Consider the following 15947-nt stretch of genomic DNA (forward strand, 5'->3'; position numbering starts at 1 on the left):
AGCGCCGCCGTCGTCGTCGTCTTGCCGTGGTCAACGTGGCCAATCGTGCCCACGTTCACGTGCGGCTTCGTGCGTTCAAACTTACCCTTTGCCATGATCGTTTCCTCTACAAAAACTTTTGCGGATCAGACGCCCGACGGCGCGCAATGATTACTTCTTGGTCAGCGCGGCAATGACGTTCGCCGGCGCTTCCTGGTACTTCTTGAATTCCATCGTGTAGGTCGCACGGCCCTGGCTCTGCGAGCGCAGCGAGGTCGAGTAGCCGAACATCTCCGACAGCGGCACTTCGGCGCGGATGATCTTGGCGCCGTAGTTGTCGTCCATGCCGAGGATCATGCCGCGACGGCGGTTGAGGTCGCCCATCACGTCGCCCATGTAGTCTTCCGGCGTTTCGACTTCGACCGCCATGATCGGCTCGAGGATCACCGGGTTGGCCTTCTGGCAGCCTTCCTTGAACGCCATCGACGAGGCGATGCGGAAGGCGATTTCGCTCGAGTCGACGTCGTGGTACGAACCGTCGAACAGGGTGACCTTGATGTCGACGACCGGATAGCCGGCCATGACACCGCTCTTGATCGCGTCCCTCAGGCCCTTGTCGACGCCCGGAATGAATTCCTTCGGAATCACGCCGCCGACGATGGCGTTGACGAACTCGTAGCCCTTGCCCGGCTCCTGCGGCTCGATGCGCAGCCAGACGTGGCCGTACTGGCCCTTGCCGCCGGACTGCTTGGCGTACTTGCCTTCCTGCTCGACGGCCTTGCGGATCGTTTCGCGGTACGCCACCTGCGGCGCGCCGACGTTGGCCTCGACCTTGAACTCGCGCTTCATGCGGTCGACGAGGATTTCGAGATGGAGCTCGCCCATGCCCGAGATGATGGTCTGGCCGGTTTCCTCGTCGGTCTTGACGCGGAACGACGGATCTTCCTGGGCCAGCTTGGACAGGGCGATGCCCATCTTTTCCTGGTCGGCCTTGGTCTTCGGCTCGACGGCCTGGCTGATGACCGGCTCCGGGAATTCCATGCGCTCGAGAATGACCGGCTTGTTCGCATCGGCCAGCGTGGTGCCCGTATAGACTTCCTTGAGGCCGACGCAGGCGGCGATGTCGCCGGCGCGCACTTCGTCGATTTCCTCGCGGTTGTTGGCGTGCATCTGCACCAGACGGCCGATGCGCTCGCTCTTGCCGCTGCGCGAGTTGTAGACGCTGTCGCCCTTCTTCAGCACGCCCGAGTAGACGCGGATGAAGGTCAGCTGGCCGACGAAGGGGTCGGTCATGATCTTGAAGCCGAGCGCCGAGAACGGCTCATTGTCGTCGGCATGACGCTCGACCGGCTCGCCGGTTTCGGCATCCTCGCCCTTGATTGCCGGCACTTCGGTCGGCGACGGCAGGTACTCGATGACGGCGTCGAGCATGGCCTGCACGCCCTTGTTCTTGAACGCCGAGCCGCACAGCATCGGGAAGATTTCGAGCGCGATGGTGCGCTGGCGCAGCGCCGCCTTGATCTCGGTCTCGGAGAGGTCGCCCTCTTCGAGATACTTGTTCATCAGCTCTTCCGAGGCTTCGGCAGCCGACTCGACCATCTTCTCGCGCCATTCCTTCGCCGTCTCGACGAGGTCGGCGGGAATCTCGCCGTATTCGAACTTCATGCCCTGCGAGGCTTCGTCCCAGATGATCGCCTTCATCTTGACGAGGTCGACCACGCCCTGGAACTTGTCCTCGGCGCCAATCGGAATCACCACCGGCACCGGATTGGCGCGGAGCTTTTCCTTCATCTGGCGATAGACCTTGAAGAAGTCGGCGCCGGTGCGGTCCATCTTGTTGACGAACGCGAGGCGCGGCACGCCGTACTTGGTGGCCTGGCGCCACACGGTCTCCGATTGCGGCTGCACGCCGCCGACGGCGCAGTACAGCATGCAGGCGCCGTCGAGCACGCGCATCGAACGCTCGACTTCGATCGTGAAGTCGACGTGTCCCGGCGTGTCGATGATGTTGATGCGGTGCTGCTCGAACTGGTTGCCCATGCCACGCCAGAACGTGGTGGTCGCCGCCGAGGTGATGGTGATGCCGCGCTCCTGCTCCTGCTCCATCCAGTCCATGGTGGCGGCGCCATCGTGGACTTCACCGAGCTTGTGATTGACGCCCGTGTAGAACAGCACGCGCTCGGTGGTGGTGGTCTTGCCGGCGTCAATGTGAGCGGAGATACCGATGTTGCGGTAACGCTCAATAGGCGTCGTACGTGCCATGGTCAGGACTCGCTGGTGAGAGAAACGGGCTCCCGATATGGGGGCGGAAAGCCCGTTTTTATAGTGGGATTGTGTGACTCGCGAGAGTCAGCAGGCCGGATCCGGGCTGGATTACCAGCGGAAGTGCGCGAAGGCCTTGTTCGCCTCGGCCATCTTGTGCGTGTCTTCACGCTTCTTGACGGCGGCACCCTTGTGCTCCGCGGCATCCATCAGCTCGCCGGCCAGGCGGTTTTCCATGCCCTGCTCGCCGCGCGCCGAGGCGGCCGCGATGACCCAGCGCATGGCCAGCGTCGTGCGGCGGCTGGCGCGCACCTCGACCGGCACCTGGTAGGTCGCACCGCCGACGCGGCGGCTCTTGACCTCGACGGTCGGGGCGACGTTGTCGAAGGCCTGCTGCAGGTATTCGACCGGGGCTTCGACCTTCTTCTTGGTGGCGATCTGATCGAGCGCTCCGTAGACGATCTTCTCGGCGACGGCCTTCTTGCCGTCCTCCATCACCATGTTGACGAACTTCGAAACGAGTTCGCTCTTGAACTTGGGATCGGGAAGAACCTTGCGGATCTCGGGCTTGCGACGACGGGACATGGCTGAATCCTTTGGTGGTCTTCAGGGGCGGCGATTCCGCCCCTTACTCCGGCCGCCCTGAGGGCGGTCCGGCCTTACTTCTTCTTGCCGCCGGCGGCGGGCGCACCGCCAGCCTTCGGACGCTTGGCGCCGTACTTCGAGCGGCTCTGGCGGCGCTTGTCGATGCCGGCGCAGTCGAGCGCGCCACGCACGGTGTGGTAGCGGACGCCGGGAAGATCCTTGACACGGCCGCCGCGAATCATGACGACCGAGTGCTCCTGCAGGTTGTGGCCTTCGCCACCGATGTAGGAGATGACTTCGAAGCCGTTGGTCAGGCGGACCTTGCACACCTTGCGCAGAGCCGAGTTCGGCTTCTTCGGCGTCGTCGTGTAGACGCGGGTGCAGACGCCGCGCTTCTGCGGCGAGCCGGTGAGCGCAGGCACTTTGCTCTTGGTCGCTTCGACGGAGCGGCCGCTGCGCACTAACTGGTTGACTGTTGGCACGTTTGGAACTTCCCGGCTTGACAAAGAAAAGACGAACCGCCAGAGGGCGGCCGTCGGGAAAGGGCGCGCATGATAAAGGTGGGGCGCAGCAGAGTCAACGACAATCGCTGTTCGGACCTGCGTTTCCGGCGGACCGCGCGCTCGCGAGCCCGCCGGCATGGCGCGACACCGATGCTGCCGGTGCCGCGCCTGCGCGGTGCGGCTTACTCGTCGCCGCCCTCGTCGGCTTCCTCGTGACCCTCGGCCTCGTCGCCGGCAACCGGCGCGGTGCGCGTCGCCACGCGGTCGGCGCTGGTCGCGTCGAAGCTGCCGGTCGACGTCAGCGCCGACGCCTGCAGCTCGGCCAGCAGGCTGCCGCCACGGGCCTTGCGGCGCTGCTCGTGGTAGGCGAGGCCCGTACCGGCCGGGATCAGACGGCCGACGATGACGTTCTCCTTCAGGCCGCGCAGCTCGTCGCGCGAGCCGCGCACCGACGCTTCGGTGAGGACGCGCGTCGTTTCCTGGAACGAAGCCGCCGAGATGAACGACTCGGTCGACAGCGAGGCCTTGGTGATGCCGAGCAACTGGCGCTCGAACTTCGCGCCGCGCTCGCCCTTCGACGTCAGGCGCTTGTTCTCGGCCAGGACCTGGAAGATCTCGACCTGCTCGCCCTGCAGGAACTTCGAATCGCCCGGCTCGGTGATCTCGACCTTGCGCAGCATCTGGCGAACGATCGTTTCGATGTGCTTGTCGTTGATCTTCACGCCCTGCAGGCGGTAGACGTCCTGGATTTCCTTGACCAGATAGTTCGCCAGCGCGGTGACGCCCTGCAGGCGCAGGATGTCGTGCGGGCTCGGCTCGCCGTCGGAAATGATTTCGCCCTGTTCGACGGATTCACCTTCGAACACGCGGATCTCGACCCACTTCGGCACGAGGATTTCCGCCTCGCTGCCATCCGCGCGGACGATCTTGATGCGCTGCTTGCCCTTGGTGCCGGCACCGAACTTGATGGTGCCGGTGGTCTCGGCGAGCACCGCCGGTTCCTTGGGCTTGCGCGCCTCGAAGAGGTCGGCGACGCGCGGCAGACCGCCGGTGATGTCGCGCGACTTCGACGCTTCCTGCGGGATACGCGCGATCGTGCCGCCGACGCTCACTTCGTCGCCGTCTTCCACCGCGACGATTGCCTTCGGCGGCAGCGTGTAGGCGGCCGGGATGTCGGTGCCCGGGAAGGTCAGCTGCTTGCCCTTGGCGTCGACCAGGATGATGGTCGGCTTGAGATCCTTGGCCGCCGAACCACGCGCCTTGGCTTCGGTCACGACGCGGGTCGACACGCCGGTCAGCGGGTCGGTTTCGCGGGTGACGGTCAGGCCTTCGGTAAAGTCCTGCAGCTTCACGAAGCCGGTGAGCTCCGTGATGATCGGGTGGGTATGCGGGTCCCACTTGGCGAGGCGAGTGCCGGCCTTCAGCTCGTCGCCATCCTTGACCAGGATGGTCGCGCCGTAAGGGATCTTGTAACGCTCGCGCTCGCGGCCATTGGCGTCGATCACGCCGATTTCGCCCGAACGCGAGACCGCGACCTGCAGGCCGTCCTTGTTGGTGACCATCTTCAGGTTGTGCACGCGCGCCGTGCCGGCCGCACGCGAGTCGACGCCGTCCGCCGAGGCCGCACGCGAAGCCGCGCCGCCGACGTGGAAGGTACGCATGGTCAGCTGCGTGCCCGGCTCGCCGATCGACTGCGCGGCGATGACGCCGACCGCTTCGCCGATGTTGACGAGGTGGCCGCGCGCGAGGTCGCGGCCGTAGCACTTGCCGCAGACGCCGAACGGCAGTTCGCAGGTGATCGGCGAACGCACCCAGATCTCGTCGATCGCGTTCTTCTCGAGCGTGTCCGCCCACTTCTCGTCGATCATCGTGCCGGCCGGGATCACGACTTCGTCGCTGCCCGGCTTGTGCGCATCGCGCAGCGTGACGCGGCCGAGCACGCGGTCGCGCAGCGCTTCGAGCACATCGCCGCCTTCGACGATCGGCATCATCAGCAGACCGTGCTCGGTGCCGCAGTCTTCGCCGGTGACGACCATGTCCTGGGCGACGTCGACCAGACGGCGCGTCAGGTAACCCGAGTTGGCGGTCTTCAGCGCCGTGTCGGCCAGACCCTTGCGGGCGCCGTGCGTCGAGATGAAGTACTGGTTGACGTTGAGGCCTTCGCGGAAATTCGCGGTGATCGGCGTTTCGATGATCGAGCCGTCCGGCTTGGCCATCAGGCCGCGCATGCCGGCGAGCTGACGGATCTGCGCCTGGCTGCCACGCGCGCCGGAGTCGGCCATCATGAACACCGAGTTGAACGACGGCTGCTTCACTTCCTTGCCGTCCTTGGTCTTCACGGTCTCCGAACCAATCTGCGCCATCATCGCGCGCGCGATGTCGTCGTTGGCGCGCGACCAGATGTCGATGACGCGGTTCTTGCGCTCGCCGCCGGTGGTCAGACCCTGGTTGTACTCGGTGTCGACCTCCTTCACCTTGGCCTCGGCCTGTTCGAGGATCCGCGCCTTCTCGGCCGGGATCATGATGTCGTCGAGGCAGAACGAGATGCCGGCCTTGGTCGACATGCGGAAGCCGGTGTACATCATCTGGTCCGCGAAGATCACCGTGTCCTTCGTGCCGCAGCGGCGGTACACGTAGTTGATGACGCGGCTGATTTCCTTCTTGGTCAGCGTCTTGTTGACGACCGCGAACGGCACGCGGTCGGGAATCACTTCCGACAGCAGGGCACGGCCGGTGGTGGTCTCGACGAGGTGGATGAAGCCCTCGCCACCCGCCTCGTGGTAGTCGCGCAGGCGGACCTTGATCTTGGCCTGCAGATCGACGATGCCGTTCTCGTAGGCGCGATGCACTTCGGCGACATCGGAGAACACCATGCCCTCGCCCTTGGCACCGACGCGCTCGCGCGACATCCAATACAGGCCGAGCACGACGTCCTGCGACGGCACGATGATCGGATCACCCGAGGCCGGCGACAGGATGTTGTTGGTCGACATCATCAGCACGCGCGCTTCGAGCTGCGCTTCGAGCGACAGCGGCACGTGCACGGCCATCTGGTCGCCGTCGAAGTCGGCGTTGAACGCCGTGCAGACCAGCGGATGCAGGTTGATGGCCTTGCCTTCGATCAGCAGCGGCTCGAAGGCCTGGATGCCGAGTCGGTGCAGGGTCGGCGCGCGGTTCAGCAGCACCGGGTGCTCCTTGATGCACTCTTCGAGCGCATCCCAGACCTGCGGCTCCTCGCGCTCGACCATCTTCTTCGCGGCCTTGATCGTCGTGGCGATGCCCAGACGCTGCAGACGCGAGAACACGAAGGGCTTGAACAGCTCGAGCGCCATCTTCTTCGGCAGGCCGCACTGGTGCAGCTTCAGCGTCGGGCCGACCACGATGACCGAACGGCCCGAGTAGTCGACGCGCTTGCCGAGCAGGTTCTGGCGGAAACGACCCTGCTTGCCCTTGATCATGTCGGCGAGCGACTTGAGCGGGCGCTTGTTGGTGCCGGTGATCGCGCGACCGCGGCGACCGTTGTCGATCAGCGCGTCGACCGATTCCTGCAGCATGCGCTTTTCGTTGCGCACGATGATGTCCGGCGCGCTCAGCTCGAGCAGGCGCTTGAGACGGTTGTTGCGGTTGATGACGCGGCGGTACAGATCGTTGAGATCGGAGGTCGCGAAGCGGCCGCCGTCGAGCGGCACCAGCGGGCGCAGATCCGGCGGCAGCACCGGCAGCACGGTCAGGATCATCCACTCCGGCTTGTTGTTGGACTGGATGAAGTACTCGATCAGCTTGAGGCGCTTGGCGAACTTCTTGATCTTCGTTTCCGAAGTCGTGGTGTTCAACTCTTCGCGGAGCTTGGCCGCCTCGGTCTGCAGGTCGATGCCGCGCAGCAGATCGCGCACGGCCTCGGCGCCCATGCGCGCGTCGAAGTCGTCACCGTACTGCTCGACCGAGTTCAGGTAATCCTCTTCGGTCAGCAGCTGGCCGCGCTCGAGCGGGGTGAGGCCCGGGTCGACGACGATGTGGGCTTCGAAGTACAGCACGCGCTCGATCGCGCGCAGCGGCATGTCGAGCAAGAGGCCGATGCGGCTCGGCAGCGACTTGAGGAACCAGATGTGGGCGACCGGCGAGGCCAGGTCGATGTGGCCCATGCGCTCGCGGCGCACCTTGGCGACGGTCACTTCGACGCCGCACTTCTCGCAGACCACGCCGCGGTGCTTGAGGCGCTTGTACTTGCCGCACAGGCATTCGTAGTCCTTGATCGGCCCGAAAATCTTCGCGCAGAACAGGCCATCGCGCTCCGGCTTGAAGGTGCGGTAGTTGATCGTTTCCGGCTTCTTCACCTCGCCGTATGACCACGAGCGCACCGTTTCCGGCGAGGCGAGGCCGATCTTGATGGCGTCGAAATCTTCCGCTTCCTCGGGGTTGCGGATCAGATTGAATAAATCTTTCATCATTGAACTCCTGTCGTCCGCCAACGCTTACTGGTTCTGTTCCAGCTCGATGTTGAGACCGATCGAGCGGATTTCCTTGACCAGAACGTTGAACGATTCCGGCATGCCCGCGACCATGCGGTGATCGCCATCGACGATCGACTTGTACATGCGCGTGCGGCCGTTGGTGTCGTCCGACTTCACCGTCAGCATTTCCTGCAGCGTGTACGCCGCGCCGTAGGCCTCGAGCGCCCAGACTTCCATTTCGCCGAAGCGCTGGCCGCCGAACTGCGCCTTGCCGCCCAGCGGCTGCTGGGTGACGAGCGAGTACGGGCCGGTCGAGCGCGCGTGCATCTTGTCGTCGACCAGATGGTTCAGCTTCAGGTAGTACATGTAGCCGACGGTGACCGGGCGCGCGAACGGTTCGCCGGTGCGGCCGTCGGTCAGCTGCGCCTGGCCGGTGCGCGGCAGGCCGGCAAGCTCGAGCAAGTCCTTGATCTCTTCCTCGGCGGCGCCGTCGAACACCGGCGTCGACACCGGCAGACCGCCGGTCAGGTTCCTCGCGAGGTTGACGATCTCGGCGTCGCTCAGCTCGCTGAGCTCGACGTCGGACTTGCCGCCGCTCTTGTTGTAGACGCGGTCGAGGTACTTGCGCAGCTCGGCGACCGATTTCTGCTGACGCAGCATCTCGTCGATCTTCTTGCCGATGCCCTTGGCGGCCCAGCCGAGATGGACTTCGAGCAGCTGGCCGATGTTCATGCGCGAAGGCACGCCCAGCGGATTCAGCACGATGTCGACCGGCGTGCCGTCTTCCATGTGCGGCATGTCTTCGACCGGCACGATCTGCGAGATCACGCCCTTGTTGCCGTGGCGGCCGGCCATCTTGTCGCCCGGCTGGATGCGGCGCTTCACGGCCAGGTAGACCTTGACCATCTTCAGCACGCCCGGCGACAGCTCGTCGCCCGACTGGATCTTGCGCTTCTTGTTCTCGAAGCGCTTGTCGAACTCCGAGCGCATGTCGCGCAGCTGCTTGTTGGCGGCTTCGAGCTGGTTCTGCGCGTCGTCGTCCGACAGGCGGATCTCGAACCACTTCTCGCGCTCGATGCTGTCGAGGTACTCGGCGTCGATCTTGGCGCCCTTCTTCAGCTTGTTCGGACCGCCGTCGGCCGCCTTGCCGAGCAGGATGCGGCGCAGACGGTCGTAGATGTCGTCCTCGAAGATGCGCTGCTGGTCGGCGAGGTCCTTGCGGACCTGGGCCAGCTCGGATTCCTCGATCGCCAGCGCGCGCTTGTCCTTCTTCACGCCCTCGCGGGTGAACACGCGCACGTCGATGACCGTGCCGTCCATGCCGGCCGGCACGCGCAGCGAGGTGTCCTTCACGTCCGAGGCCTTCTCGCCGAAGATCGCGCGGAGGAGCTTTTCTTCCGGCGTCAGCTGCGTCTCGCCCTTGGGCGTGACCTTGCCGCAGAGCAGATCGCCGGCCTTCACCTCGGCACCGATATAGACGATGCCCGACTCGTCGAGCTTGCGCAGCGCGGCTTCGTTGACGTTGGGAATGTCGGCGGTGATTTCCTCCGGCCCGAGCTTGGTCTCGCGGGCGACGCAGGTCAGCTCTTCGATGTGGATCGTCGTGAAGCGGTCTTCCTCGACGACACGCTCCGAGATCAGGATCGAGTCTTCGAAGTTGTAGCCGTTCCACGGCATGAAGGCGATCAGCATGTTCTGGCCGAGCGCCAGCTCGCCGAGATCCGTCGACGGGCCGTCGGCGATGACGTCGCCGCGGGCGATGACGTCGCCCGGCTTGACGATCGGCTTCTGGTTGATGCAGGTGTTCTGGTTCGAACGGACGTACTTGACCAGGTTGTAGATGTCGACGCCCGCCTCGCCGGCGACGGTTTCCTCGTCGTTGACGCGGATGACGATGCGCGCGGCGTCGACCTTCTCGACCACGCCGCCACGCTTGGCCTGGATGGCGTTGCCGGAGTCGACGGCGACGCGGCGCTCGATGCCGGTGCCGACCAGGGGCTTGTCGGCGCGCAGCGTCGGCACCGCCTGGCGCTGCATGTTCGAACCCATCAGCGCGCGGTTGGCGTCGTCGTGCTCGAGGAACGGAATCAGCGCGGCGGCGACCGACACGATCTGGCGCGGCGAGACGTCCATGTACTGGATCTTGTCGGGCGCGGTCAGCGTGAATTCGTTCTGGAAGCGGACCGAGACGAGATCGCCCTTGAAGTGATTCTTGGCGTCGAGCTCGGCGTTGGCCTGGGCGATGACGTAACGGCCTTCTTCGATCGCCGACAGGTACTCGACCTGATCGGTGACCTTGCCGTCGACGACCTTGCGGTAGGCGGTTTCGAGGAAGCCGTACTCGTTGGTGCGCGCGTAGCAGGCCAGCGAGTTGATGAGGCCGATGTTCGGGCCTTCCGGCGTTTCGATCGGGCAGACGCGGCCGTAGTGCGTCGGGTGCACGTCACGCACTTCGAAGCCGGCGCGCTCGCGGGTCAGGCCGCCCGGGCCGAGGGCCGACACGCGACGCTTGTGCGTGACTTCCGACAGCGGGTTGTTCTGGTCCATGAACTGCGACAGCTGCGAGGAGCCGAAGAACTCCTTGATCGCGGCCGATACCGGCTTGGCGTTGATCAGATCCTGCGGCGTGAGGTTCTCGGCCTCGGCCAGCGCCAGACGCTCGCGCACGGCGCGCTCGACACGCACCAGGCCCGTGCGGAACACGTTCTCCGCCATTTCGCCGACCGCGCGGATGCGGCGGTTGCCGAGATGATCGATGTCGTCGGTCTGCTGCTCGCCGTTGCGGATCGCGATGATCTCGCGCACCACATCGATGATGTCGGAGTGCTCCTTGCCGTACTTGGCGAACAGGCTCTTCGAGAACTCGTCGTTGAACATCGAGAACAGCTGGCCGTCGTAGACCACGCCCGGCCCCTCGACGGTGTCGCGGCGCAGGCGGCGGTTGAACTTCATGCGGCCGACCGCCGACAGGTCGTACTTCTCCGGCGAGAAGAACATGCCGTGGAACAGCGTCTCGGCGGCGTCCTTGGTCGGCGGCTCGCCGGGACGCATCATGCGGTAGATCTCGACCAGCGCCTCGAGCTTGGTCTTGGTCGGATCGATGTTCAGCGTCGTCGAGATGTACGGGCCCTTGTCGACGTCGTTGATGTAGAGCGTCGGCAGATCCTTGATGCCCGACTCGCGCAGCTTGGCGAGCAGATTCTGGGTGAGCTCGGTGTTGGCGGCGGCGATGATCTCGCCGGTGCCCTGCGCCACGAGATCCTTGGCGACGACCTTGCCGACCAGATAGCTGTCCGGCACGGTCAGCTTCTTGAGGCCCGCCTCGGCGATCAGCTTGATGTGGCGCGCCGTGATCAGCTTGCCTTCCTCGACCAGCGTCTTGCCGTCGGCGACGATGTCGAACTGCGCCTTCTCGCCCTTCAGGCGTTCCGGGATCAGATCGATCGTGGCGCCGTCCTTCTCGAGCACGAAGCGGTTCTGCTCGTGGAACATGGCGAGCATCTGCTCGTTGTTGTAGCCGAGCGCGCGCAGCAGGATCGTCACCGGCAGCTTGCGGCGACGGTCGATACGCGCGAACAGGTTGTCCTTCGGGTCGAACTCGAAGTCCAGCCAGGAGCCGCGATACGGAATGATGCGGGCGCTGTACAGCAGCTTGCCCGAGCTGTGCGTCTTGCCCTTGTCGTGGTCGAAGAACACGCCCGGCGAACGATGCAGCTGCGAGACGACGACACGCTCGGTGCCGTTGATGATGAAGGTGCCGTGGTCGGTCATCAGCGGCACTTCGCCGAGATAGACCTCCTGCTCGCGCACGTCCTTGACGCGCTTTTCCTTCGACTCGCGGTCGAAGATCACCAGGCGCACGGTGACCTTGAGCGGCGCGGCGTAGGTCATGCCACGGACGCGGCATTCCTTCTCGTCGAAGGCCGGCTCGTCGAAGCGGTACTTGACGAACTCCAGCGCGGCGGCGCCGTTGTACGACACCATCGGGAACACCGACTTGAACGAGGCCTGCAGGCCGTTGTCCTTGCGCTTCGCAGGCTGTGACTCGGCTTGCAGGAACTGGCGGTAGGAATCAATCTGCGTCGCCAGCAGATAGGGAATTTCCAGCGTCTCCTTCAGCTTGCTGAAGTCCTTGCGGATACGCTTCTTCTCGGTGAACGAGTAAGCCATCGGTTACCTCTGTCGTCAGTGCGCTTGCGCGCCTCGAAAAACCCAAATTTTTGACCGTCGCAGGTCAAAAATTTGCATTCTCCCGCAGCGGCGAAAGGCCGGGGGCCCAGAAACTCGTTCTGGGGCCCCAGCCTTCGCCTCAATACTTCGAAGTCGCTTTCGAGAGCAATGCGTCGGTCGGCTTACTTCAGCTCGACCTTGCCGCCACCCTCTTCCAGCTTCTTCTTCAGCTCTTCGGCGGTCTTCTTGTCGACGCCTTCCTTGACGACCTGCGGCGCGCCTTCGACCAGATCCTTGGCTTCCTTGAGGCCCAGGCCGGTGATTTCGCGCACGACCTTGATCGCGTTGACCTTCTTCGCAGCGTCGACGGCGGCGAGAACGACCGTGAACTCGGTCTTCTCTTCGGCCGGGGCGGCAGCGGCGGCAGCCGGGCCGGCGGCGGCGACGGCGACCGGGGCGGCGGCGGAAACGCCGAACTTCTCTTCGATCATCTTGACCAGGTCAACCAGATCGAGAACGGTCAGGTTGGCAATGCCGTCAAGAATTTCTTCTTTCGTAGCCATTTTCAAAAACTCCAGATAAAAGTGTGGAAAAGCTTAGATTGAGGAATGAACGCTTATGCCGACGCGCCTTGCTTGGCGTCCGCCACGGCCTTGATGGCACGCGCGGTCTTCGCCGGAGCTTCCGCCAGGGTGCGAGCGAGCTTGCTGACCGGCGCCTTGAGCACGCCAGCCAGCTGGCTGAGGGCTTGCTCACGGGTCGGCAGCGACGCCAGACGTTCGATGTCCTTGGCCCCGTAGAGGGTGCCGCCGACCGCGACCGCCTTGACGACGAGCTTCTCGTTGTCCTTGGCAAAGTCCTTGATGACGCGACCCACCGCACCCGGATCCTCGAGCGAGAAACCGAGAACGAGCGGGCCGACCAGCGCAGTCTTCAGGCACTCGAAATCAGTGCCTTCGACGGCCCGCGTGGCCAGCGTGTTCTTGACGACGTGCAGGTAGACGCCGTTCGCACGGGCCTTGCTGCGCAGTTCGTCGAACTTGCCGGCCGTCAGGCCGCGATATTCGGCCGCAACGGCCGAGTACGCGCGCTTGGCGACTTCGTTCACTTCCGCAACCAGGGCCTTCTTGTCGTCCAGCTTGAGAGCCATCGGAACTCCTAGTTGCCTCACGAAAACGGTTCTTTCCCTGCGGGTCTGAACCGACCTATCTACGACAGCGGCTTTTGAAGGCCTTTCATGCCCTTCGCGCGAGCGCTCCGGGCCACTGACGGTCTTCGATGTGAGGCTTGCGCCACACTTCAAAGTTGCTTGTCATCACTTTCAATCGGGGCCTCGCGGCCCCGCACATGAAAATGATGAATTCAAATCATTCGGGCAGCGTGCCCACGTCGACGCGGACACCCGGGCCCATGGTCGACGACAGCGTGACCTTCTTGATGTACACGCCCTTCGACGACGACGGCTTGGCCTTGCGCACGTCGCGCACGACGGCGATCAGGTTGTCCTTGATCTTCTCGGCATCGAAGTCGGCGGCGGCGATCGCGCAGTGCACGATGCCGGCCTTGTCGGTGCGGAACTTGGCCATACCGGCCTTGGCGTTCTTCACCGCGTCGGCGACGTTCGGCGTGACCGTGCCGGTCTTCGGGTTCGGCATCAGGCCGCGCGGGCCGAGCACCTGGCCCAGCGAGCCGACGACGCGCATGGCGGCCGGCTCGGCGATGACGACCTGATACGACAGGTCGCCTTCCTTCATCTTCGCGGCGAGCTCGTCCATGCCGACGGCGTCGGCGCCGGCGGCCCTGGCCTCCTCGGCCTTCGCGCCCTGCGCGAACACGGCGACGCGCACGCTCTTGCCGTTGCCGTGCGGCAGCACGGTCGAGCCACGCACGTTCTGGTCGGACTTCTTGGCGTCGATGCCGAGGTTGATCGACATGTCGACCGATTCCTTGAACTTCGACTTCGCGCATTCCTTGACGAGCTTGATGGCGTCGTCGAGGCTGTAGACCTTGCCCTGCTGCACCTTGCCGGCGAGGGCCTTCTGCTTCTTGGTGATCTTCGCCATGGCTTACTTCTCCACCACTTCGATGCCCATCGAACGGGCGGAACCGGCGATCAGGCGCATGGCGCTCTCCATGCTGCCCGCGTTCAGGTCCGGCATCTTCACCTTGGCGATCTCTTCGACCTGCTTCTTGGTGATCTTGCCGACCTTCTTGGTGTGCGGCGTCGGCGAGCCGGATTCAATACCGGCGGCCTTCTTGATCAGCACCGTCGCCGGCGGCGTCTTGGTGATGAACGTGAACGAGCGGTCCGAGTAGACCGTGATGACGACCGGCGTCGGAATGCCCGGCTCGAGCTTCTGCGTCGCAGCGTTGAACTGCTTGCAGAATTCCATGATGTTGACGCCGTTCTGACCGAGCGCCGGACCGACCGGCGGCGCCGGGTTGGCCTTGCCTGCAGGAATCTGCAGCTTGATGTAGGCCGTTACCTTCTTTGCCATGACTTACTCCAAAGTGGGTGCAAACGCCTTGCGGCTCCCCGGTATTTCGAATCCGCGGTTTAGGGCGGGTTCGTCCTGAAACTTCGTGCGGTGATGGCACCGCTGCGTGGCCTTTGCTCAGTCCGCGCCGCCATCCTTGGCGCGATCTCATCTGCTTCTGAACGCCCGGCCCGGCATCTGCTTAACTCGGAATGACATTGAGTCATTCCTCGCCGGGGCAGATGCTCCCTGGCCGGGCGTTCGCCAAAGCGGATTGCCATTCAAGGCAATCCGCTTTGGCCTACCCTTTTTCCACCTGGGAAAATTCGAGATCGACGGGCGTCGAGCGCCCGAAGATCAGCACCGCCACGCGCAGGCGGTTCTTCTCGTAGTTGACCTCTTCGACCACGCCCTGGAAGTCCGCGAACGGCCCTTCCTTGACGCGCACCGACTCGCCCGGTTCGAACAGCGTCTTCGGGCGCGGCTTCTCGACCGATTCGGTGACGCGGTTGAGGATCTTCTCGGCCTCCTTGTCGGAGATCGGCGCCGGCTTGTCGGCCGTGCCGCCGATGAAGCCCATGACCTTGGGCGTAGCCTTGACGAGGTGCCAGGTGTCCTCGTTCATTTCCATCTGCACGAGCACATAGCCCGGGAAGAACTTGCGCTCGGTCGTGCGCTTGACGCCTTCCTTGATCTCGACCACTTCTTCGGTCGGCACCAGGATGTCGCCGAACTGGTCCTGCAGGCCGGCACGGGCGATGCGCTCCTTGAGCGCCTTCATCACCGAGTTCTCGTACTGCGAATAGGCGTGCACCACGTACCAACGCATCGCCATCTCAGACTCCTCGTCCGGTGAGGGTTTCGACCCCCCACAGCAGCAGCGAATCGAGACCCCACAGCAGCAGGGCCATGACCAGCACGACCAGCGCGATCATCAGCGTGGTCTGGATGCTTTCCTGCCGGGTCGGCCAGACCACTTTGCGCAGCTCGGTGCGCGCGCCGGTGACGTAACCCCACAGCTCGCGGCCGATCGCCGTCTGGTAGGCCAGCGCGAGCGTCGCGGCGAAGCCGCCGAGCAGGATCAGCGTGCGCACGAAGGCATTGAACTGGCCTTCGAAGTAGTAAAACGCGAACATGCCGCCGAGCAGGGCCGCGGCAGCAATGATCAGAAAAGCCGTGTCCTTGTGCGAGGAGCCAGCTTTTTCGTGGGTTTGGGCTTCCATGAAACTCGTCTTAGGCCTCGCAGTTGTACTCGCAGTCGTAGGGGGCCACGCTGCGTGGCAGGGCGAGAGGGTTTCGAACCCCCAACCTGCGGTTTTGGAGACCGCCGCTCTACCAGTTGAGCTATCGCCCTGTCGTTACCGCGGAAAGCCAAAAAGGGGCGCGGATTCTAGGCGATCCGCGCCCCTGTGTCAAAGCCGGCTCAGGCCAGAATCTTCGTGACGACGCCGGCGCCGACGGTACGGCCGCCCTCGCGAATCGCGAAGCGAACGCCGTCTTCCATCGCGATCGGGCTGATC

General features: G+C 64.3%; 13 protein-coding genes and 1 tRNA gene. All 14 read right to left on the reverse strand.

Annotation, left to right across the window (positions count from 1 at the left end; all coding sequences use genetic code 11):
• Window positions 1-95: GTP-binding protein (locus K344_RS21425; RefSeq protein WP_043113128.1), on the reverse strand; the 95-nt coding region annotated here is incomplete at its 3' end.
• A 55-nt stretch (window positions 96-150) separates the two neighbouring features.
• Entirely contained in the window at window positions 151-2241 is a 2091-nt protein-coding gene (gene fusA / locus K344_RS0111775) for an elongation factor G (RefSeq protein ID WP_028080837.1), read from the reverse strand.
• A 111-nt stretch (window positions 2242-2352) separates the two neighbouring features.
• Window positions 2353-2826 carry a 30S ribosomal protein S7 gene (gene rpsG, locus K344_RS0111780; protein WP_028080838.1) on the reverse strand — a complete coding sequence of 158 codons (474 nt, stop codon included), beginning with the start codon at window positions 2824-2826 and terminating at the stop codon, window positions 2353-2355.
• Between the two features lie 74 nt (window positions 2827-2900).
• Entirely contained in the window at window positions 2901-3308 is a 408-nt protein-coding gene (gene rpsL / locus K344_RS0111785) for a 30S ribosomal protein S12 (protein ID WP_028080839.1), read from the reverse strand.
• A 203-nt stretch (window positions 3309-3511) separates the two neighbouring features.
• Window positions 3512-7774, reverse strand: coding sequence for a DNA-directed RNA polymerase subunit beta' (gene rpoC, locus K344_RS21430; protein WP_043114408.1), 4263 nt, complete (start codon window positions 7772-7774; stop codon window positions 3512-3514).
• A gap of 27 nt (window positions 7775-7801) precedes the next feature.
• Window positions 7802-11950, reverse strand: a complete 4149-nt coding sequence (gene rpoB, locus K344_RS0111795) for a DNA-directed RNA polymerase subunit beta (protein WP_028080840.1) — start codon at window positions 11948-11950, stop codon at window positions 7802-7804.
• Between the two features lie 182 nt (window positions 11951-12132).
• Window positions 12133-12513, reverse strand: a complete 381-nt coding sequence (gene rplL / locus K344_RS0111800) for a 50S ribosomal protein L7/L12 (RefSeq protein WP_028080841.1) — start codon at window positions 12511-12513, stop codon at window positions 12133-12135.
• A gap of 53 nt (window positions 12514-12566) precedes the next feature.
• A complete protein-coding gene (gene rplJ, locus K344_RS0111805; RefSeq protein WP_028080842.1) occupies window positions 12567-13100 on the reverse strand; it encodes a 50S ribosomal protein L10 in 534 nt (177 codons plus the stop codon).
• A gap of 217 nt (window positions 13101-13317) precedes the next feature.
• Window positions 13318-14013, reverse strand: coding sequence for a 50S ribosomal protein L1 (rplA, locus tag K344_RS0111810; RefSeq protein ID WP_028080843.1), 696 nt, complete (start codon window positions 14011-14013; stop codon window positions 13318-13320).
• 3 nt (window positions 14014-14016) lie between these two features.
• Window positions 14017-14448, reverse strand: a complete 432-nt coding sequence (gene rplK, locus K344_RS0111815) for a 50S ribosomal protein L11 (protein WP_028080844.1) — start codon at window positions 14446-14448, stop codon at window positions 14017-14019.
• Window positions 14449-14728: 280 nt separating this feature from the next.
• Window positions 14729-15262, reverse strand: coding sequence for a transcription termination/antitermination protein NusG (nusG, locus tag K344_RS0111820; RefSeq protein ID WP_028080845.1), 534 nt, complete (start codon window positions 15260-15262; stop codon window positions 14729-14731).
• 1 nt (window position 15263) lies between these two features.
• Complete coding sequence (gene secE / locus K344_RS0111825; RefSeq protein WP_028080846.1) at window positions 15264-15650, reverse strand: preprotein translocase subunit SecE; 387 nt, start codon at window positions 15648-15650, stop codon at window positions 15264-15266.
• 55 nt (window positions 15651-15705) lie between these two features.
• Window positions 15706-15781: transfer RNA gene (locus K344_RS0111830), tRNA-Trp, on the reverse strand.
• Between the two features lie 69 nt (window positions 15782-15850).
• A partial coding sequence (locus tag K344_RS23530) for an EF-Tu C-terminal domain-related protein (RefSeq protein ID WP_211234534.1) occupies window positions 15851-15947 on the reverse strand: 97 nt, incomplete at its 5' end.

This window comes from Solimonas soli DSM 21787, from assembly GCF_000474945.1.
GTDB lineage: Bacteria > Pseudomonadota > Gammaproteobacteria > Nevskiales > Nevskiaceae > Solimonas > Solimonas soli.